We start from the raw sequence: 18,025 nt of genomic DNA, 5'->3' as shown, positions 1-18,025 counted from the left end.
TGTCGCACTGCACAGGAAACGCCGCGAAGTCGTAGAATGCCAGGCTGGATAAACTGAGACAGGCCGCATTGCGGCCAGCACCGCCATGAGCACTTCCGCACCGATCTTTACCGACCCGTCCCACGTCAAGGATGCCTTGCGCGATGACGGCTATGCCGTGCTGCGCCCGCAGGACGTGGCCGCGCTGGCCGGCTGCCCGCTGGCCGCGCTGCGCGCGCTGGAGCCGAGCTGGAATACCCTGGCGCTGGACAATTACCTGAAGGATGGCGGCCGCTATCGCCGCCGGCGCCACTCGTGCTTCGTGCAGGATGGCGAGCGCCTGACCCAGACGGCGCACCGTCCGCACTGGCAACCGGTGGAATACAACGCCCTGCACGGCGGCATGCACCGCCTGTTCGAACCGGTCGAAGCGGCTATCGTCGCGCAAGCGGCCTGGCAGCAGCTGATCCGCGCCCTGGGCGACGCCTGCTCGCAGGTGAAGGGCAGTCAGCCCTGGTTCATCGAGGCGCACCAGTTCCGCATCGATACGACCGATGGCATCGGCCGGCCCACGCCGGAAGGCGCGCACCGCGACGGCGTCGATTTCGTCGCCGTGCTGCTGATCGGGCGCGAACAGGTCAAGGGCGGCGAGACGCGCATCTTCGAAGCAGACGGCCCCAACGGAAAGCGCTTTACCCTGACCGAACCGTGGTCGCTGCTGCTGCTCGACGATGCCGCCGTGATCCATGAATCGACGCCGATCCAGCCCATCGGCGAACATGGCCACCGCGATACGCTCGTGCTGACCTATCGCGCAGGCCAGTTCCAGGGCGAAAACTGACAAGCGGCCACAGCATTCCCTGTGGCCAAAATAGTTACTTGGAAGTTACTTTTGCAGACCTAAATCCGATATAGTCATACGATGTCGATATTGTGCGCTCACTGCGCCCAGCATCACCACACTGAAATCCTAGGAGAGGTCTGTGGACTCCAACAACCAAATCAAGCCTGACGAAATCGAGATCCTGATCGTCGAGGACAGCCCGACCCAGGCGGAGCGCTTGCGCCGCCTGATCCAGTCCCTGCACTATAACGCGCGCGTGGCGGCGAATGGCCAGCTGGCCTTGGCCGCCATCCGCGAGCGCAAGCCGCACCTGGTGCTGTCCGATATCGTCATGCCTGAAATGAATGGCTACGACCTGTGCCGCGCCATCAAGTCCGATCCGACCCTGCGCGACATCCCCGTGATCCTCGTCACTTCGCTCAACGATCCGAAGGACATCATCCGCGGCATCGAGTGCGGCGCCGACAACTTCATCCGCAAGCCCTACGCGGAAGACTATCTGCTCAACCGCATCAGCCACATGCTGATGAACCAGAAGCTGCGCAAGAACCAGAATGTGGAAATCGGCATCGCCCTGTATCTGGGCGACCAGAAGCATTTCATCAATGCGGAACGCCAGCAAATCCTCGACCTGCTGATCTCCACGTATGAGCAGGCGGTGCAGGTCAACGGCGAGCTGCAGGCGCGCGAACGCCAGGTGATCGAGCTGAACATGCGCCTGGCGCACCATGCGGCCGAACTGGAAACCATCAACCGCGAAATCGCCCTGAAAAACCTGGAACTGGCCGAAGCGAGCCGCATGAAGTCTGCCTTCATCGCCAACATGTCGCATGAACTGCGCACGCCATTGAACGCCATCATCGGCTTCACGGGCGCGCTGCTGATGAAACTGCCCGGCCCCCTGACGTCCGACCAGGACAAGCAACTCAATACCATCCGCGCCAGCGCGCGCCATCTGCTCTCGCTGATCAACGACATCCTCGACGTCGCCAAGATCGAAGCGGGCAAGCTGACCCTGTCGATCGAACCCGTGCACTGCCAGGAGCTGATGGCCGACGTGGCCGACACGCTGCGCCCCCTGGCCCAGCAAAAAGGCCTGGCGCTGGAAATGGCACTGGGAGAAGCGGGCCAGCCGCCCGCCATCATCGACACGGACCGCCGCGCACTGACGCAAATCCTCATCAACCTGCTCAACAACGCCATCAAATTCACGGAACAGGGCACGGTGCGCATCAGCCTGTCCCAGCGCGATGAAGACGGCGTGCTGGTGACGGAAATGAGCATCGCCGACAGCGGCGCCGGCATCAAGGAAGAAGACCAGGCCAAGCTGTTCCAGGCATTCTCGCAACTCGATTCCACCTCCACGCGCCACGTGGAAGGCGCGGGACTGGGCCTGTACCTGTGCCAGAACCTGGCCAACGCCATCGGCGGCGCGCTGTTCTTCAACAGCGACTACGGTTCCGGCAGCACGTTTACGCTGGCACTGCGCAGCAAGGCCTGAATTTCTGTGCGCCGCAGCATGGAATGCTGACTTTTTGCCATCCAGAAGAGACCGATACAGTAGTTCTACGGTATTGCACTGCACCATTTTCGGCGCTATAGTAGAACTGTCTCCTCCAATTCGTTCTCCGAACATTGGATTCCGCCCGCGAATACAACCGCGGGCTTTTTTTTGCCTGCGTTTTTCACGCATCTTCATCCTTTCTTAACTAAATCAAACGATTTAGTTATATCAATCGTTTGAGATATATGATTAAATCTCCGACATGATTGAAAAAAACATTTCCCATACCGTGCCCGCCGACGACGGGCGCAAGCCCCGTTCCGATGGCGAACAGTCGCGCGAGCGGCTGCTGCACAGTGCCATCCGCCTGTTTGCCGAGCAGGGCTACGCCAAGACGTCCACGCGCGAACTGGCGCAGGCGGCCGGCACCAACGCAGCCGCCATCAGCTACTATTTTGGCGACAAGGCGGGCCTGTACCGCGCCGCCTTCTCCCATCAACTATCGAATCCACAAGACAATATCGCCCTGTACGAGCAACCCCATTTCACCCTGCGCCAAAGTCTGGAAGGCTTTTATGCGCAATTGCTCGCCCCCATGCAGCAGGGAGAAATCGCGCGCGACTGCATGCGCCTGTGGTGCCGCGAGATGCTCGAACCGACGGGCCTGTGGGCGCGCGAGGTCGACCAGAACATCCGTGCCGAACACGAGGCGCTCACGCGCGTGCTGGCGCGCCACCTGGGCGCGCCCGACAACAGCGACGACATGCACCGGCTGGCCTTTTCCATCGCCTCGCTGGCCCTGCAGCACATGGTCGGCGCCGAGGTGCTGCACACCTTGCGCCCGCAACTGATGGAAACGCCGCACGCCATCGATACCTGGCTGGCGCGCATGACCGACTACGCGCTGGCCATGGCCGACGTGGAGCGCCGGCGCCTGGCCATTCCTCCCTCCCACCCTACCGCTCAACAACAAGCAGAAGGACAAGCATGACGACTATTCGATGCACCGTTCAACGCGTCCTGGCCGCCAGCATCGCGCTGGCGCTGGGCGGTTGCGCCCTGCAGGGACCGCCCGCAGCGGTGGCCGCCAGCGCACCCGCGCAGTGGCAGGCGCCGCTGCCGCATAACGGCAAGCTGACGGACCTGGCCAGCTGGTGGCAGGGCCAGGGCGACAGCCTGCTGGTGGAATTGATCACCGAGGCGCAACAGGTCAGCCCGACCATCGCCGCCGCCGGCACGCGCATCGTGCAGGCGCGCGCGGACCGCATCGCCGGCGGCGCCGCGCTGGCGCCCACGCTCGATGCGACAGGCAGCGTGGTGCGCACCAGCCAGCAATCGGCGCAGCCCAGCGGCACCACCTCGCAGGCGGCCTTGCAGGCGTCGTGGGAAATCGATGTGTTTGGGGCCAGGCGCGCCACGCGCGATGCGGCGCAAGAACGCTACGACAGCGCCCGCGCCGGCTGGCATGAAGCCCGCGTCTCGGTCGCCGCCGAAGTGGCAAACCAATACTACGCCTTGCGCGCCTGCCAGCAATTGCAGGCCGTGGCCGAACAGGATGCCGTCTCGCGACGCGACTCGGCGCGCCTGACGGAACTGAGTGCCGGCGCCGGCTTCCAGCCGCCCGCCAATGCCGCCCTGGCCCGTGCCAGCGCCGCCGAAGGCGCCAGCCGCGCCATCGAACAGCGCGCCGCCTGCGACGTGAATATCAAGGCGCTGGTGGCCCTGTCGGCCATGCCGGAAGACTCGCTGCGCCAGAAGCTGGCGGCCAGCCCGGCGGTCCTGCCCTCGCCCGTGGCGATTGCGCAACTGCCGGCGCAAACCCTGGGCCAGCGTCCCGACATCTACAGCGCCGAACGCGAAGTGGCTGCCGCCAGCTTCGAAGTGCGCGGCGCGCAGGCGCAGCGCTACCCTCGCCTGAGTCTGGCCGGCTCCATCGGCAAGGGCAATATCCGCGCCGGCGGCACCAGCATCACGGCCAGTACCTGGAGCATCGGCCCGCTGGCCGTCAGCCTGCCCATCTTCGACGGCGGCACCCGCCGCGCCCAGGTCGATGCGGCCACGGCGCGCTACGACGAAGCCGTCGTGAAATACCGCGCCGGCGTGCGCCAGGCCGTGCGCGAAGTGGAAGAGGCATTGGTCAACCTGGCCAGCACGGACGCGCGCAGCGGCCATGCGAAAACGGCCCTGGAAGGCTACCGCGTGTCGTTTGTCGCCACCGAGGACCGCTACAAGAATGGCCTGGCCAGCCTGATCGAACTGGAAGACGCGCGCCGCACGCGCCTGGCCGCCGAAAACACGGTGGTCAACCTCGAGCGCGAACGCAGCGTCGCCTGGGTGGCGCTGTACCGCGCCGCCGGCGGCGGCTGGAGCAGCAGCAGCAGCAGCAGCAGCAGCAGCGCCATCGCCAACAATGCCCCCTGACGGATACGACAACATGAAAAAAATGACCCTGAAACCGATGGCTCTCGCCCTGGCCGCCCTTTGCGTTGTGCTGGGCGCCGGCGTGGCCCTGTACTCCCCTTCCTCCACGGCGGCCGACGACGCCAAGGATAAAAACGCGGCGCAAAAGCCGGCGCTCACCGTCACCACGGCCAAGCCGCAAACAGCCAGCCTGCCCATCAAGCTGAACGCCAACGGCAACGTGGCCGCCTGGCAGGAAGCCGTCATCGGCAGCGAATCGAACGGCTTGCGCCTCACCGAGGTGCGCGTGAATGTCGGCGACGTCGTGCGCGCCGGCCAGGTACTGGCCGTGTTCTCGAACGACACGGTGAACGCCGACGTGGCGCAGGCGAAGGCCGCAGTGCTGGAAGCGGAAGCGAATGCGGCGGAAGCGGCCGCCAACGCGCAGCGCGCCCGCTCGCTGCAAAGCACGGGCGCCATCAGCGCGCAGCAGATCAGCCAGTACCTGACGGCCGAACAGACGGCCAACGCGCGCATCGCGTCCGCCAAGGCGCAACTGGCGTCGCAGCAGCTGCGCCTGAAATACACGCAGGTGCTGGCGCCCGACAGCGGCATCATTTCCTCGCGCTCGGCCACCGTCGGTTCCGTCGTCGGTGCCGGTACGGAACTGTTCCGCATGATCCGCCAGGGCCGCCTCGAATGGCGCGCCGAAGTGACGGCCACCGAGCTCATGAGCCTGAAACCGGGCACCCTGGCGCAGGTGAAGGCGGCCAACGGCAGCGTTTTGACGGGCAAGGTGCGCATGATCGCCCCTACCGTCGATCCGCAGACGCGTTCCGCCCTCGTGTATGTCGACCTGCCGGCCAGCGCCGGCAACAATGCGCCGTTCAAGGCCGGCATGTACGCCAGCGGCGAATTCGAACTGGGTAACTCGGGCGCGCTGACGGTGCCGCAGCAGGCGATCGCCGTGCGCGATGGTTTCAGTTATGTCTTCCGCCTGAATGCCGACCAGCGGGTCAGCCAGATCAAGGTGCAGGCCGGACGGCGCCTGAGCGACCGCATCGAGATTTTAGGCGGCATCACGGCCGACACCACCATCGTCGTCAGCGGCGCAGGCTTCCTCAATGACGGCGACCTGGTACGCAATGTTCAAAACCCGGTAGCAACCCCGGTAGCAGCAGCAGCCAAGCCGGCCGCAGCGAAAAAGTAAGGAGAGGCCATGAATTTTTCCTCCCTCTCGATCAAGAATCCGATCCCGGCCATCATGCTGTTCGCGCTGCTGACCCTGGCCGGTCTGCTGGCTTACAAGGCCAATCCGGTGCAGGATTTCCCCGACATCGAACTGCCCATCGTCACCGTCAGCGCGGTGCTGCCCGGCGCCGCGCCGGCGCAGCTGGAAACGGAAGTGGCGCGCAAGATCGAAGACTCCGTCGCCACCCTGCAAGGCGTGAAAAACATCTACACCAAGGTGCTCGATGGCGTCGTCACGGTCACCGTCGAATTCATCCTGGAAAAGCAGATCTCCGAAGCCGTCAACGATGTGCGCGATGCCGTCGCGCGGGTCAAGGCGGACATGCCGGCCGAGCTGCGCGACCCCACCGTCACCAAGGCGTCCACGGCCGGGCGCGTGGTGCTGACCTTTATCGCCACGGCGAAGCCAGGCGTCGACAACCCGCTCGACTCTCCCGACCTGTCCTGGTTCGTCGACAACACGGTGGCCAAGCGCCTCCTGACCGTGCCCGGCGTGGGCGCCGTCACCCGCGTGGGCGGCGTCTATCGCGAGATCCAGGTGGAACTCGACGAAGCGCGCATGGCGGCATTGAAAGTCTCCGCCCTCGACGTCTCGCGCCAGTTGCGCCTGGTGCAGCGCGAAGCGCCTGGCGGCCGGGGCGACATCAGCGGCGCCGAGCAGTCGGTGCGCACCATCGCCACCGTGAAAACGGCCGATGAACTGTCGCGCGTGGAAGTGCCGCTGCCGGACGGCCGCCATGTGCGCCTGGACCAGGTGGCCACCGTGCGCGACACGGTCGCCGAACCGCGCGCGCTGGCCGAGCAGGATGGCAAGACGGTCGTCGCCTTTGAGGTGTTCCGCACCAAGGGCGCCAGTGAAGTGGCCGTCGCCAAGGGCGCGCGCGACGCCATCGCCGACCTGCAGAAGGAAAACCCCAACGTGGTGCTGCAGCAGTCGATCGACAATGCCTTCCCCGTCGAGGAAAACTTCGACGGCTCGATGGAGCTGCTGTACGAAGGCGCGCTGCTGGCCGTGCTGGTGGTGTGGTGGTTCCTGCGCGACTGGCGCGCCACCCTGGTCGCCGCCGCCGCCCTGCCCCTGTCCGTGATGCCGGCTTTCCTCGGCATCTACTGGTTCGGCTACACGCTCAATACCGTCACCCTGCTGTCGCTGGCTCTGGTCGTCGGCGTGCTGGTCGACGACGCCATCGTGGAAATCGAAAACATCGAGCGCCATCTGCGCATGGGCAAGTCGCCCATGGAAGCGGCCATGGAAGCGGCCGACGAGATCGGCATGGCGGTGATCGCCACCACCTTCGCGCTGGTGGCAGTATTCCTGCCGACGGCCTTCATGAGCGGCATTCCCGGCCTGTTCTTCAAGCAGTTCGGCTGGACGGCCGTGCTGGCCGTGCTCGCATCCTTGGTGGTGGCGCGTCTGCTCACACCGATGATGGCAGCCTACATATTGAAACCGCTGCCGCACAAGGAAGAGCAGGATGGCTGGCTGATGACGCGCTATCTGACGGTCATGCGCTGGTGCCTGAACCACCGCGGCATCACGGCCATCGCCGCGGCCCTGTTCTTTGTCGGCGCCATCGCGCTCGTGCCGCTGCTGCCGACCGGTTTCGTGCCGGCCGCCGACCGCGCGCAGACGCAGATCAACCTGGAGCTGCCGCCCGGCTCCACCCTGGGCGAAACGCAGGCCGTGGCGGCCATGGCGCGCGACGCGGCCATGCGCACGCCGGGCGTCAAGGGCGTCTTCAGTTCGATAGGCGGCGGCTCGAGCGGCGACGCCTTCGCCCCCGGCGCGGCGGCCGAAGCGCGCCGCGCCGTGCTGACCCTGACCACCGTGCACCGCACGGAGCGCAAGGAATCGATGGCGGACCTGGAAACGCAGCTGCGCCACAAGCTCGATACGATCCCCGGCGCCCGCTTCACGGTGGGGCCGCCCGACACGGGCGTCAAGATGCAGCTGGTGCTGCGCTCGGAAGACCCGGTGGCGCTGATGGCGGCGGCGCAAAAGGTCGAGCGCGAACTGCGCGGCCTGAAAGGCATCGGCAACGTCAATTCCAGCGCCTCGCTGGTGCGCCCGGAAATCATCGTGCGTCCCGATTTCGCCAAGGCGGCGGACCTGGGCGTGACGGCCGCAGCCATCGGCGAGACCGTGCGCGTGGCCACGGCCGGCGACTACGACACGGACCTGACGAAAATGAACCTGCCGGAGCGGCAAGTACCTATCCGCGTCAAGCTGCCCAACAGCGTGCGCGCCGACCTGGCCGCCATCGAGCGCCTGACGGTGCCCGGCAAGAATGGCCCCGTGCGCCTCGCGAACGTGGCCAGCGTCACGATGGAAAGCGGCCCGGCGCAGATCGACCGCTTGAATCGCAGCCGCAACGTGACCCTCGACGTGGAACTCGGTTCGCGCACCCTCGGTGAATTGAACGTGGAAGCGCGCGCGCTGCCATCGATGAAGAATTTGCCGCCATCCGTGAAGATCGCAGAACTGGGCGACGCGCAGGAGATGGCCTCGCTGTTCGCCAGCTTCGGCCTGGCCATGCTGATCGGCGTGCTGTGCATCTACTGCGTGCTGGTATTGCTGTTCAAGGACTTCATGCAGCCGGTGACCATCCTGGCGGCGCTGCCGCTGTCGATCGGCGGCGCCTTCGTGGCGCTGCTGATCACGGGCAGCGCCCTGTCGATGCCATCGATGATCGGCCTGATCATGCTGATGGGGATCGTCACCAAGAACTCGATCCTGCTGGTCGACTATGCGATCCTGGCGCGCCAGGCCGGCATGAACCGCTTTGATGCGCTGGTCGATGCCTGCCACAAGCGCAGCCGCCCCATCCTGATGACGACGATTGCCATGGGCGCCGGCATGATGCCGCTGGCGCTGGGCTGGGGCGCCGACCCCAGCTTCCGTTCGCCGATGGCCATTACCGTGATCGGCGGTCTGATCACGTCGACCCTATTGAGCCTGCTGGTGGTGCCGGCCGTGTTCACCTACATCGACGACCTGGAGCACCTGCTCAAGCGCGGCATGGCCAGACTGCGCCGCCAGAAGGCGCCGCTGCGGCGCGATGACAAGGTGGCGCTGGAAAAATAGGCGTCGCCATTGTTTGCAAAATCGCCCCTCGCGGGCAAGGAAGCGAAGGACCGGCCGCCAGGCCGCGCTCCCTCGCTTCCATCTATCTGGCATACTGCGCCCATTCTCCATGAACGCAATCTGCCCTGCCTATGAATTACCGCACCCCGCTCGTCCTGCTACTGGTATCCGCGCTGCTCGGCGCCTGCTCGGAAAAGACCGCTCCCGCCAGCGCCGACCTGGCCGCTGACGTGGTAAGCGATGTCCCCGCAGCCGCTGCCGCTGACGATGCAGCATCGGCCGAACACGTGCCGCCGCCGGCCGCCACCGCCCCCAGGACGGAAGCGATGAACACGCCGCAGGCGCGCGAGCGTGAAGTGGGCATGATGCGCGCCATCTTCGGCAAGGACTACCGCAGCGACAGCGAGGATGCGCTGGCCGACCTGCCCGATCCCGACAACCACGTCGACAAACTCAGTTACGTGGTCAGTGCCGTCAGCCACAAGCTCCTGCCCGATGGCCGCGCCATCCTGGTGGCGAATGCGGAAACGGCCAACACGGAAGGCACGGCGGAATCGGCGCATGCCTCGTCGGGACTGTTGAATGTGTTTTTCCTGGCGCCCAAGGGCCAGCCGGAAGACGGCCAGTGGCAAGTCGTGAAACGCCTGGAAAACATCGCCGCCCTCGGTTCATCGGGGCAGCTCGGTGAAGTCCACTGGGTCATGCTGGGCGCGAACAAGCCGGGACTGGCGATCCGCCATGGCTATACGGGCCAGGGCTATACCATCACGCAACTGGCCCTGTTTGAAATCGGCGACGGCAAGGTGACCGCGCTCGATGGCGGCATGGACCTGTACTCGGACAATATGGGCGCCTGCACGCCGGACATGGATGAATGCTGGATGGTCGAAGGCAAGTGGCGCTTCGCCCCCGCGCGCAATGGCGGCGCCTACGATGACTTGCTGATCGATTTCAAGGGCGCCTCCGAGAAGATCAAGCCCGGCGTCACGGTCAAGCCGGATGAAGATCCGCCGCGCATCGCCACGCCGCTGAACGGACACGCGCGCTATGCTTTCGATGGCAAGGGATATAAATTAATCGAAGGGAAAAACACGGTGCCTGGCGTTTGACAGGGTCGGACCCCACGCACGCCAGCTACCTGCGCGCCGCCTCCAGCCGCACCAGCAGCGGCGCATACATGGCACGCGTATGGCTGCTCCAGCGGGCCATGGCGCTGTCGATATCGAGCAGCAGGCGTTCCGACAACACCTTGTCGCCCTGCTGCAACGCCCAGATCGCGCACTCGGCGCGGCACTCGAAACTGTTGTAGCGCGTCAGCGCATCGTCGAATTCCGCCTTCGCTTCCACCTGGCGCCCGCTTTGCGCCAGGGCGCGCGCCGTCAGCAGGGACACCATCTCGGGACGGAAATGGATATCCGTGCGGCGGATGAATTCCAGGTGCGTCAAGGCCTCGGGGCCCCGTTCGCATTCCAGATAGGCGCGCGCCGCGCCCAGGCGAATTTCCAGGTCCGATGAAAACGCTCCCCGCAGGCAGGCTTCGTAGGTCGCTGCCGCTTCCTGCGCGTCGCCCGCTTCAAGCAGCGCGCTGGCCAGGCGCATCTGGTTTTGCGCCGTCGGCGTGTACTCGAAAGCGGCTCTCGCCTCGCGCAGTTCGCGGTTCGGATCGAGCACTTGCACGGCCACCGAAGCGACCTTGCGCGCGCCTTGCGGCAGGCGCGAATTGGGCAGGTAGATGGCGAAGAAATACACCACGCTGCCCAGCAGCGGGAACATGAATAAAATGAGCAGCCAGTACAGCTGCTGCCCGTTGCGCACCACGTGAACCGCAAAAAATACCGCGATCAGGATGTGGATGCCTATGCCAAAAATCGTCATGCTGCGACCTCGTTCGTGACGGGAGCAGCTGGCACCATGCCGCCGCTTTCCCCGGTCAGAATATTACACTGGCCACGGCAAACGACCGCGCCGTGCACGCGCGCCTATTCCGTCTTGGCGGACCAGCCGCCGCCCATGGCCCGGTACAGGTCGACCGAGGCGACGAGGACGCGCGTCTTCAGTTGCAGCAGCCCCACGTCGGCACTGTACAGCGTGCGCTGGGCGTCGAGTTCTTCCAGGTACGAGGCGTAGCCATTGCGGTAGCGGTTGTGCGCGATGCGCAGGGTATCGGCCGCGGTGGCGCGGCGCGCCTCGTTTTCCACTGCTTGCTGCCGCAGGCGGTAGATGGCGCCCAGGCTGTTCTCCGTTTCGGCGAAGGCGTTGCGCACCACGTTTTCATACGCGTACACGAGCTGGTCGCGCTGCGCACCGGCCGCATCCGTCTGCGCCTGCACCCTGCCGCCATCGAACAGGGGGCCGGCCGCCAGCGCCGTCAGCCGCCACAGGGCGGTGGGCGCATGCAGGAAATCGGTGAGGGTTGTGGCTTGCCCGCCGCCAACGGCCGTCAGCTTGAACGAGGGCAGCAGCTGATCGCGCGTGGCGGCCAGGCTGGCGTTGGCTGCCGCCAGGTTGTGTTCCGCGCGCGCGATGTCGGGCCGCCGGCGCAGCAATTCGGAAGGCAAGCCGGCAGGCACGCCAGGCGCCGCCAGCTCGGCCAGCGGCAAGCCGCGCGCGATGGGACCGGGATTGCCGCCGACGAGGACGGCCAGCGCGTTTTCCTGTTCGAAGATCTGCCGCTGCAGCTGCGGCACCTGCTCGGCCGCCGCATGGTATTCCGATTGCGCCTGCAGCCATTCCAGACGCGAACTGTAGCCCACCTCAAACTGCTTGCGCGCCAGCTCGCGCGACTGTTCGCGCAGCTGCAGGGTCGATTGCGTCAACGCCAGCTGCGCGTCGAGGCCCCGCAAGTTCAGGTAGCTCGTCGCCACGCTGGCGGCGATCGACAGGGCTGCCGCATCGAGGCTGGCCTGTTCGGCGCGGTAGCTCTCGCCCGCTGCATCGCTCAGACTGGCCAGCCGGCCCCACACATCGATTTCATAACTGGCCTGCAGTTCGGCCTGGAAGACGTTCGTCACATACGGCTTGCCGCTCGACGCCAGGGTGCGCGTGCGCGTCGGCGAGCCATCGAAGGCCAGGCTGGGCGCGCGGTTCGCATCGGCCTGCGCCAGGCGCGCGCGGTATTCCTGCACGCGGGCGCGCGCCACGCGCAAGTCGCCATTGCGCGCCAGCGCCTCGCCCACCAGATCACTCAAGACCGGATCGCCGAACGCCTGCCACCACAGCTGTTCCACCTGTGTGCCATGCGCGGCCGCTGCGCCGCCCTCGCCTTGCGCGCGCCAGCCGGACGGCAGTTGCAGGGCCGATGCGGGCTGCGGTGGCGCGTTGGCGGCGCAGCCCGCCAGCGCCAGCACGCCGGCAATCAGCAGGAGGCGGCGCCTCATGGCTTGGCCTTCGCGGTCGCCTTTTTCGGTGCAGGCGGTGGCGCGGGATTGTCCGCCGAGTCGTTCAGCACGGCCGACGTGTCGACGCTGACCACCACCGACATGCCCGGCACCAGGCGGCGCGCATTCGCCTGGCCCGCATCGATGCGGATGCGCACGGGAATGCGCTGGGCGATTTTGAGGTAGTTGCCCGTCGCATTATCGGCCGGCAGCACGGAAAACTCGGAGCCGGTGGCCGGCGAGATCCGTTCCACCTGGCCCGTCAGCACGGCGCCATCGAGCGCGTCGACGTGGAAGGTGGCGCTCTGCCCTTCCTGCACGCCATTCATCTGCGTTTCCTTGAAATTGGCAATCACCCACATCTGGCGCGGCACCAGCGCCATCAGCTGCGCACCGGAGTTCACGTACGCGCCCTGGCGCACCGTCACCTGGCCCAGCTGGCCGTCGGATGGCGCCACGATGCGCGTGTTATCAAGGTCGATCTTCGCCGCCTTGACGGCCGCCTGCGCATTCGCCACGGCCGCTTCCAGCGCCTGCTTGTTGACCACCACACTGTGCACGCTTTGCTGGGCGATGTCGAGATTGGCGCGCGCCTGCGCCAGCGCCGCCGCCATCTGCGCCTGCGCGGCGCGCGACTGGTCGTGTTCGCGCTGCGACAGGGAACCGTCTGCCACCAGCTGCTCCACGCGATTCAGATCGGCGCTGGCCTTGCGCGCCTGCGCTTCCGCATTGGCCATCACGGCCTCGCTGACGGAAATGCCCGCTTGCGCGCTGGCCTTTTGCTGCGCCCAGTTCGACAGCGCCGCCTGCTGCGCGGCCAGCTGGGCCTGTGCCTGTTCGTAGCGCTGCTGGTAGATGCGGTCGTCGATGCGCACCAGCAGCTGGCCTTCCTTGACGTCCATGAAGTCCTGCACCGTCACTTCCACCACATAGCCCGACAGCTGCGTGCCGATGATGGTCACCTGGCCCCGCACGGTGGCGTTTTCCGTCGTCACGATGGGGCTGGTGAACGGCGGCAGCCGCCACGCATACAGCACGATCAGCACGCCCACCAGGGCCACGGCGGCAAAGGCCAGCGCGGACAGCCACTGGTGACGCCGGTCCGGCTGCGGCGGCGTGCTGCTTGCAGCGGGCGCCGGGGCAGGTGGCGCAGCGGGTGCTGGTGTTGGTACTGGCGGCGTGGTGTTATTTTCTGTCATTGCTCGGTTCCGAATTGGTAATGGGGACGATGGCCATGGCCGTCTGCGCATCGCGCACGGGGCCGACCAGGCGACGCGCGCCGGTGGTGATGCGGGTCCAGGACTGGCTGACCAGCATCCAGATCAGGGTGGCGATGGCGACGCCGGCGATCATCAAAAAAACATCGTTATAGGCCAGCACATTGGCTTCGCGCGTGGCGATGGCGCCCAGGCGCGCCACGCCCTGGGCGCTGCGCAAGGCAGGGTCCGTCAGCACGCCGCCATAGCTTGCGGCTCCGGACTGCACGCGCGCGGCCACTTGCGGGTCAAGCATGGTGAGGTGCTCGACCAGGTAGCTGGAATGGTATTTTTCACGCGCCGTCTGGATGGTGCCGACGATGGCAGCACCAAGCAGGCCGCCCAGGTTCTGCGTCATGGTAAACATCACGGAAAAACTCACCAGGTTGCGCGGTTCGGCGATGACGGCGCCCATGCCGGCCACCATGGTGGGACCGAGGAAATACGTGCCGCCAAAGGCCAGCAGGAACTGGCTGACATACATGTTGACGGGGCGCGTCTGGCTGGTGGCATGCGCGTCGATCAGGGCACCTGCAGCGATCAGCAGCAGCGCGAACATCAGCGAGCGGTTCAACGTCGCCGGATTGATCGTCAGCGCGCTGACCACCAGGCCCGCCACGCTGCCCAGGAGCACCACGACGAACAGGTTTTGCATCTGGTCCGTGTTCAAGCCCAGCGCCTGCAGGAAGCCGACGGCGCCCGTCGATTCGGACAGCACGATGCGAAACAGCAGCACGGATAAAAACAGCTTGGCGATCTTGCCCGTGGTGAGCCAGCGCGTGTTAAGCAGCGGGCGCGCGCGGTTATGCTCGATGGCCAGCGAGGCGGCGATCAGCACGATCGAGCATGCCAGGCACACGCCCACCCACTCGGATTCCATCCACCACGCTGTGCGCCCCTGCGCCAGCACGGCGCACAGCAGGGCCACGCCGGGCGCGAACAGGATGAAGGTGAGGAAATCGAGCGGCTCGAACGTCTGCACCCTGTCGCCGGGCGGCAGTTTCAGGGCCAGCACGCAGCCCAGCGCCAGCAGGGCCAGTCCCAGTTCGAACAGGTACAGGCCATGCCATTCGCCGATCTGCAGCAGTTCGGAAGTGAAGATGCGCGCCAGGGGCAGCGCCAGCTGGGCAAAACCGAGGCCCAGCACCACGCCCTTCAGGCGGTGCCGCGCGGGAAATGCCTGCAGGGTGTAGTACAGCCCCAGCACGCCCAGCGCGCCGCCCACCATGCCATGCGCGGCGCGCACGGCGATCGCGGACGGCAAGGTATTCGCATACAAGTGGGCGAAGGTGACGAGCGCATACAACACCAGGAACGCTTCCGTGAACAGGCGCAGGCCGAACTGCTGGCGGAACTTCACCAGCAGAAGATTCATGGAAACGATGGTCATCACGTAGGCAGCCGGCAGCCACTGCATCTGGTAGGCATAGGCAGCCAGCGAACCTTGCAGGTTCAGCAAATTGGCCGTCACCAGGCCGTTGCCCAGTCCCCCCGTCAGCGCGACGATCAGGCCGACGATGAAATACGCGACACGCTTGGGCGTCGAATGTTCGGGCATCGATGGCGACCCGGGCAAGGTCGGGCGTTCGCCCGGCCCCCAGGTGCGAGGTGTGTACTTGTCCATGCAGTAATCGCGATCCGGTTTGCTGAAGCCGTTCCTTGCTGCTGTTCTGCTTCCTTCAAGCAAATAGTTGCAAATGAACAGTTCTAGTCAGCAGCATATCACCGCAGGACGTTTTTATTGTTTACATTGTTGCATGGCGTTGCGCATGCCGCTCAAACAGCGTATGCATCGGGGCCGGCGGATCCGGCCCCCATGCTGATGCCGCCACTCACACCCTCGGCGGATCCGTCTCGCGCGCAAACGCCCGGTGCGCGGCCAGCGCCTTTTTAAAGGCCGCCACGGCTTTCACCACGTCGCCGGAAGGCGCGACGATGATGGCGGGATCCGGATTGCCATCGGGCAGGGTCGCCGGTACGCCAGCCTTGTCCAGCAAGTCCTTGCCGGCGCCGCTGGCCAGCATCGGCTTGCAGTGACGGTATTGCAGGCGCAGGAAGTCGAGCGCGTTGGCGTCGCTGCCCAGCTGCTGCACGGCGCCCTGGCCGTCGGGAAGCACCACGGCGTCGAACAGCACGGACGGTCCCGCCTCGAGCGAGATTTCCACGTCGAGCGGCGCGCCGCCGCTGGTGTCGACTTTGCCCAGGTGGCTGCCCACCAGGCGCGGCACGGCGCCATCGGCCAGCAGCGAGGCATAGATATTGCGCACTTGCGCGCCATCGCTGCCCGGCCCCACCAGGATGGCCACGCGCAAGGTATGGATACCCGTCTTGCCGGGACGGAAAAAGAGCGACAGGGCTGGCGATGGCGGATATGCCGGCAGCGGCTCCAGCGAGGCGCGCGGCATGACGGGCGGCAGCGCCAGGCCCAGGCCATCGGCCAGGCGCTGCGCCAGGGTCTCATCGACATTGCGCAGCATGGCGACGATGCGCTGGCGGATCGCCACCGTCTGCACCTTGCTCAGCTCAAAGCGGAACGCATGCACGATATGGTCTTGTTCCACCGGCGTCTGGCTGATCCAGAACAGGCGCGCCTGGCCATAATGCTCGGCGAATTTCTCGGGCTTGCCGCGCACCTTGTCGCCTTCGGCGGAAGCGGGAAAACTGTTGAAACCCTTCGCGCCCGCCTGGAACGGGCAGCCGCCCGCCAGCGAGTTCGGCTCGTACGCGACCCGGCCCCGGTTGATGGCCTGGCGGTGGATGCCGTCGCGCTGGTTGTTGTGCACGGGCGCCAGCGGCGCATTGATGGGGATTTCATGGAAGTTGGCGCCGCCCAGGCGCGTCAGCTGGGTATCGACATAGGAATGGATGCGTCCCTGCAGCAGCGGGTCGTTGGAGAAATCGATGCCGGGCACGATGTGCGCCGTGCAGAACGCCACCTGCTCCGTCTCGGCGAAAAAATTGTCCGGGTTGCGGTTCAAGACCATTTTTCCGACGGGGACAAGAGGGACAAGTTCTTCGGGAATCAGCTTGGTCGGATCGAGCACGTCGAAGGGGAACGCTTCCGCCTGCGCTTCCGTGAAGACCTGGAAGGACAACTCGTATTCGGGATACTCGCCGCACTCGATGGCTTCCCACAGGTCGCGCCGGTGGAAGTCGGAATCGGCGCCGCTGATCTTGACGGCTTCGTCCCACACGAGCGAGTGCGTGCCGGCCATCGGCGACCAGTGGAATTTGCAGAACACGGACTGCCCCTTGGCATTCACGAGGCGGAAGGTATGCACGCCGAAGCCCTGCATCATCCGGTAACTGCGCGGGATGGCGCGGTCCGACATGGCCCACATCAGCATGTGGGTGATTTCCGGCGACAGCGAGGCGAAATCCCAGAAGGTGTCGTGCGCGCTGGCCGCCTGCGGCATGCCATTGTGCGGTTCGGGCTTGACCGCATGCACGAGGTCGGGGAATTTCATCGCATCCTGGATGAAGAAGACGGGGATGTTATTGCCGACCAAATCCCAGTTGCCTTCATCCGTATAGAACTTCACGGCAAAGCCGCGCACGTCGCGCGCCGTATCGGTCGAACCGCGTTCGCCGGCCACCGTGGAAAAGCGCACGAAGACGGGCGTGCGCTTGCCCGCCTTGGCGAACAGCCTGGCGCGCGTATGCTTGCTTTGCTCCTTGTAGCATTCGAAGTAACCGTGGGCGGCCGAACCGCGCGCATGCACGACGCGCTCGGGGATGCGCTCATGGTCGAAATGCGTGAGCTTTTCACGCAGGATGAAATCTTCCATCAGGGTGGGGCCGCGCAAGCCCGCCTTCAGCGAGTTCTGGTTGTCACCCACGGGCACGCCCTGGTTGGTCGTCAGCACGCAGCCGCTATCGTCGCTACGGGCGCCATCCAGCGAGCTATTCAGCGCATTCCCGCCCAGCGCGGGCTGGCCGTCACCCGTCTTCGGAGAAGATAGCGTTTCGCCCGTGGTGCTGGCCGTGGCCAGCGCTTCGCCGCTCGCCACATGCACGCCTTCGACCGGCGTGCGCGCCGCCTCGCCATACTGGCCATCCTCCTTGGGATTGACGGCCATGGCGGCGGCCAGCTGCTGGCCGGCGGCCGTCTTTTGCAGCAGCGCGCGGGCCACGTCGTTGTCCGCGCCCAGGCTGTGCGGCGCATTGCTGTCGGATGGGCCGGACATGCTGCTCAATACGGAACCCGCACCGTCCGTGGACGGCGTTTTCTTGTTGCTAGCCATTACATCTCCTGTGAGTAATTTGCCCCGGGAAGTAACGCTACAACTCCCTCATTCAGCGCACGAACAGGGCAATCAAAATAATGAT

The 18,025-nt window shown here is 65.6% G+C and carries 12 protein-coding genes; 7 read left to right on the top strand and 5 right to left on the bottom strand.

Features of this window, described 5'->3' with window-relative positions; genetic code table 11:
* Positions 1–85: 85 nt before the first annotated feature.
* The 7 genes from BLT98_RS12685 (at position 86) to BLT98_RS12655 (ending at position 10,172) form a co-directional block, all read left to right on the top strand.
* The gene (locus tag BLT98_RS12685) at positions 86–820 is read left to right on the top strand and encodes a 2OG-Fe dioxygenase family protein (protein ID WP_034786511.1); all 735 of its coding nucleotides are present in this window, start codon (positions 86–88) and stop codon (positions 818–820) included.
* Between the two features lie 142 nt (positions 821–962).
* A complete protein-coding gene (locus tag BLT98_RS12680) occupies positions 963–2,324 on the top strand; it encodes a hybrid sensor histidine kinase/response regulator (protein WP_034786510.1) in 1,362 nt (453 codons plus the stop codon).
* A 265-nt stretch (positions 2,325–2,589) separates the two neighbouring features.
* Positions 2,590–3,318 carry a CerR family C-terminal domain-containing protein gene (locus BLT98_RS12675; protein ID WP_034786509.1) on the top strand — a complete coding sequence of 243 codons (729 nt, stop codon included), beginning with the start codon at positions 2,590–2,592 and terminating at the stop codon, positions 3,316–3,318.
* Positions 3,315–4,748 carry an efflux transporter outer membrane subunit gene (locus BLT98_RS12670; protein ID WP_244517472.1) on the top strand — a complete coding sequence of 478 codons (1,434 nt, stop codon included), beginning with the start codon at positions 3,315–3,317 and terminating at the stop codon, positions 4,746–4,748. The genes BLT98_RS12675 and BLT98_RS12670 overlap by 4 nt, the downstream gene beginning before the upstream one ends.
* A gap of 13 nt (positions 4,749–4,761) precedes the next feature.
* Positions 4,762–5,937 (top strand): efflux RND transporter periplasmic adaptor subunit, encoded by a 1,176-nt coding sequence (locus BLT98_RS12665; RefSeq protein WP_034786507.1) that lies wholly within the window; start codon positions 4,762–4,764, stop codon positions 5,935–5,937.
* A 9-nt stretch (positions 5,938–5,946) separates the two neighbouring features.
* A complete protein-coding gene (locus tag BLT98_RS12660) occupies positions 5,947–9,063 on the top strand; it encodes an efflux RND transporter permease subunit (protein WP_092608182.1) in 3,117 nt (1,038 codons plus the stop codon).
* 131 nt (positions 9,064–9,194) lie between these two features.
* On the top strand, positions 9,195–10,172 hold the full coding sequence (locus BLT98_RS12655) for a hypothetical protein (protein ID WP_092608179.1): 978 nt from the start codon (positions 9,195–9,197) through the stop codon (positions 10,170–10,172).
* Positions 10,173–10,197: 25 nt separating this feature from the next.
* On the opposite strand, the gene BLT98_RS12650 is transcribed toward BLT98_RS12655, so the two are convergent.
* The 5 genes from BLT98_RS12650 to BLT98_RS12630 all read right to left on the bottom strand — a co-directional run bounded on the left by BLT98_RS12650 (position 10,198) and on the right by BLT98_RS12630 (position 17,940).
* Positions 10,198–10,938, bottom strand: coding sequence for a tetratricopeptide repeat protein (locus BLT98_RS12650; RefSeq protein WP_092608175.1), 741 nt, complete (start codon positions 10,936–10,938; stop codon positions 10,198–10,200).
* 104 nt (positions 10,939–11,042) lie between these two features.
* Positions 11,043–12,440: an efflux transporter outer membrane subunit gene (locus tag BLT98_RS12645; protein ID WP_092608172.1), complete on the bottom strand. Its 1,398-nt coding sequence runs from the start codon at positions 12,438–12,440 to the stop codon at positions 11,043–11,045.
* Positions 12,437–13,639 (bottom strand): HlyD family secretion protein, encoded by a 1,203-nt coding sequence (locus BLT98_RS12640; RefSeq protein WP_070254492.1) that lies wholly within the window; start codon positions 13,637–13,639, stop codon positions 12,437–12,439. The genes BLT98_RS12645 and BLT98_RS12640 overlap by 4 nt, the downstream gene beginning before the upstream one ends.
* Positions 13,626–15,320 (bottom strand): MFS transporter, encoded by a 1,695-nt coding sequence (locus tag BLT98_RS12635; RefSeq protein WP_070254491.1) that lies wholly within the window; start codon positions 15,318–15,320, stop codon positions 13,626–13,628. Before BLT98_RS12635 ends, BLT98_RS12640 begins: the two co-directional genes overlap by 14 nt.
* 208 nt (positions 15,321–15,528) lie before the next feature.
* Complete coding sequence (locus BLT98_RS12630; protein WP_092608166.1) at positions 15,529–17,940, bottom strand: catalase; 2,412 nt, start codon at positions 17,938–17,940, stop codon at positions 15,529–15,531.
* Positions 17,941–18,025 lie beyond the last annotated feature (85 nt).

It is taken from the genome of Janthinobacterium sp. YR213 (assembly GCF_900099875.1).
GTDB classification, from domain to species: domain Bacteria; phylum Pseudomonadota; class Gammaproteobacteria; order Burkholderiales; family Burkholderiaceae_D; genus Janthinobacterium; species Janthinobacterium lividum.
This window is presented reverse-complemented; position numbering and strand designations above follow the sequence as displayed.

Coding starts and splice junctions, on each gene's coding strand:
- BLT98_RS12660 (WP_092608182.1), top strand. CDS start 5,947: ATGAATTTTTCCTCCCTCTCGATCAAGAATCCGATCCCGGCCATCATG.
- BLT98_RS12685 (WP_034786511.1), top strand. CDS start 86: ATGAGCACTTCCGCACCGATCTTTACCGACCCGTCCCACGTCAAGGAT.
- BLT98_RS12675 (WP_034786509.1), top strand. CDS start 2,590: ATGATTGAAAAAAACATTTCCCATACCGTGCCCGCCGACGACGGGCGC.
- BLT98_RS12645 (WP_092608172.1), bottom strand. CDS start 12,440: ATGAGGCGCCGCCTCCTGCTGATTGCCGGCGTGCTGGCGCTGGCGGGC.
- BLT98_RS12635 (WP_070254491.1), bottom strand. CDS start 15,320: ATGGACAAGTACACACCTCGCACCTGGGGGCCGGGCGAACGCCCGACC.
- BLT98_RS12630 (WP_092608166.1), bottom strand. CDS start 17,940: ATGGCTAGCAACAAGAAAACGCCGTCCACGGACGGTGCGGGTTCCGTA.
- BLT98_RS12665 (WP_034786507.1), top strand. CDS start 4,762: ATGAAAAAAATGACCCTGAAACCGATGGCTCTCGCCCTGGCCGCCCTT.
- BLT98_RS12670 (WP_244517472.1), top strand. CDS start 3,315: ATGACGACTATTCGATGCACCGTTCAACGCGTCCTGGCCGCCAGCATC.
- BLT98_RS12650 (WP_092608175.1), bottom strand. CDS start 10,938: ATGACGATTTTTGGCATAGGCATCCACATCCTGATCGCGGTATTTTTT.
- BLT98_RS12655 (WP_092608179.1), top strand. CDS start 9,195: ATGAATTACCGCACCCCGCTCGTCCTGCTACTGGTATCCGCGCTGCTC.
- BLT98_RS12640 (WP_070254492.1), bottom strand. CDS start 13,639: ATGACAGAAAATAACACCACGCCGCCAGTACCAACACCAGCACCCGCT.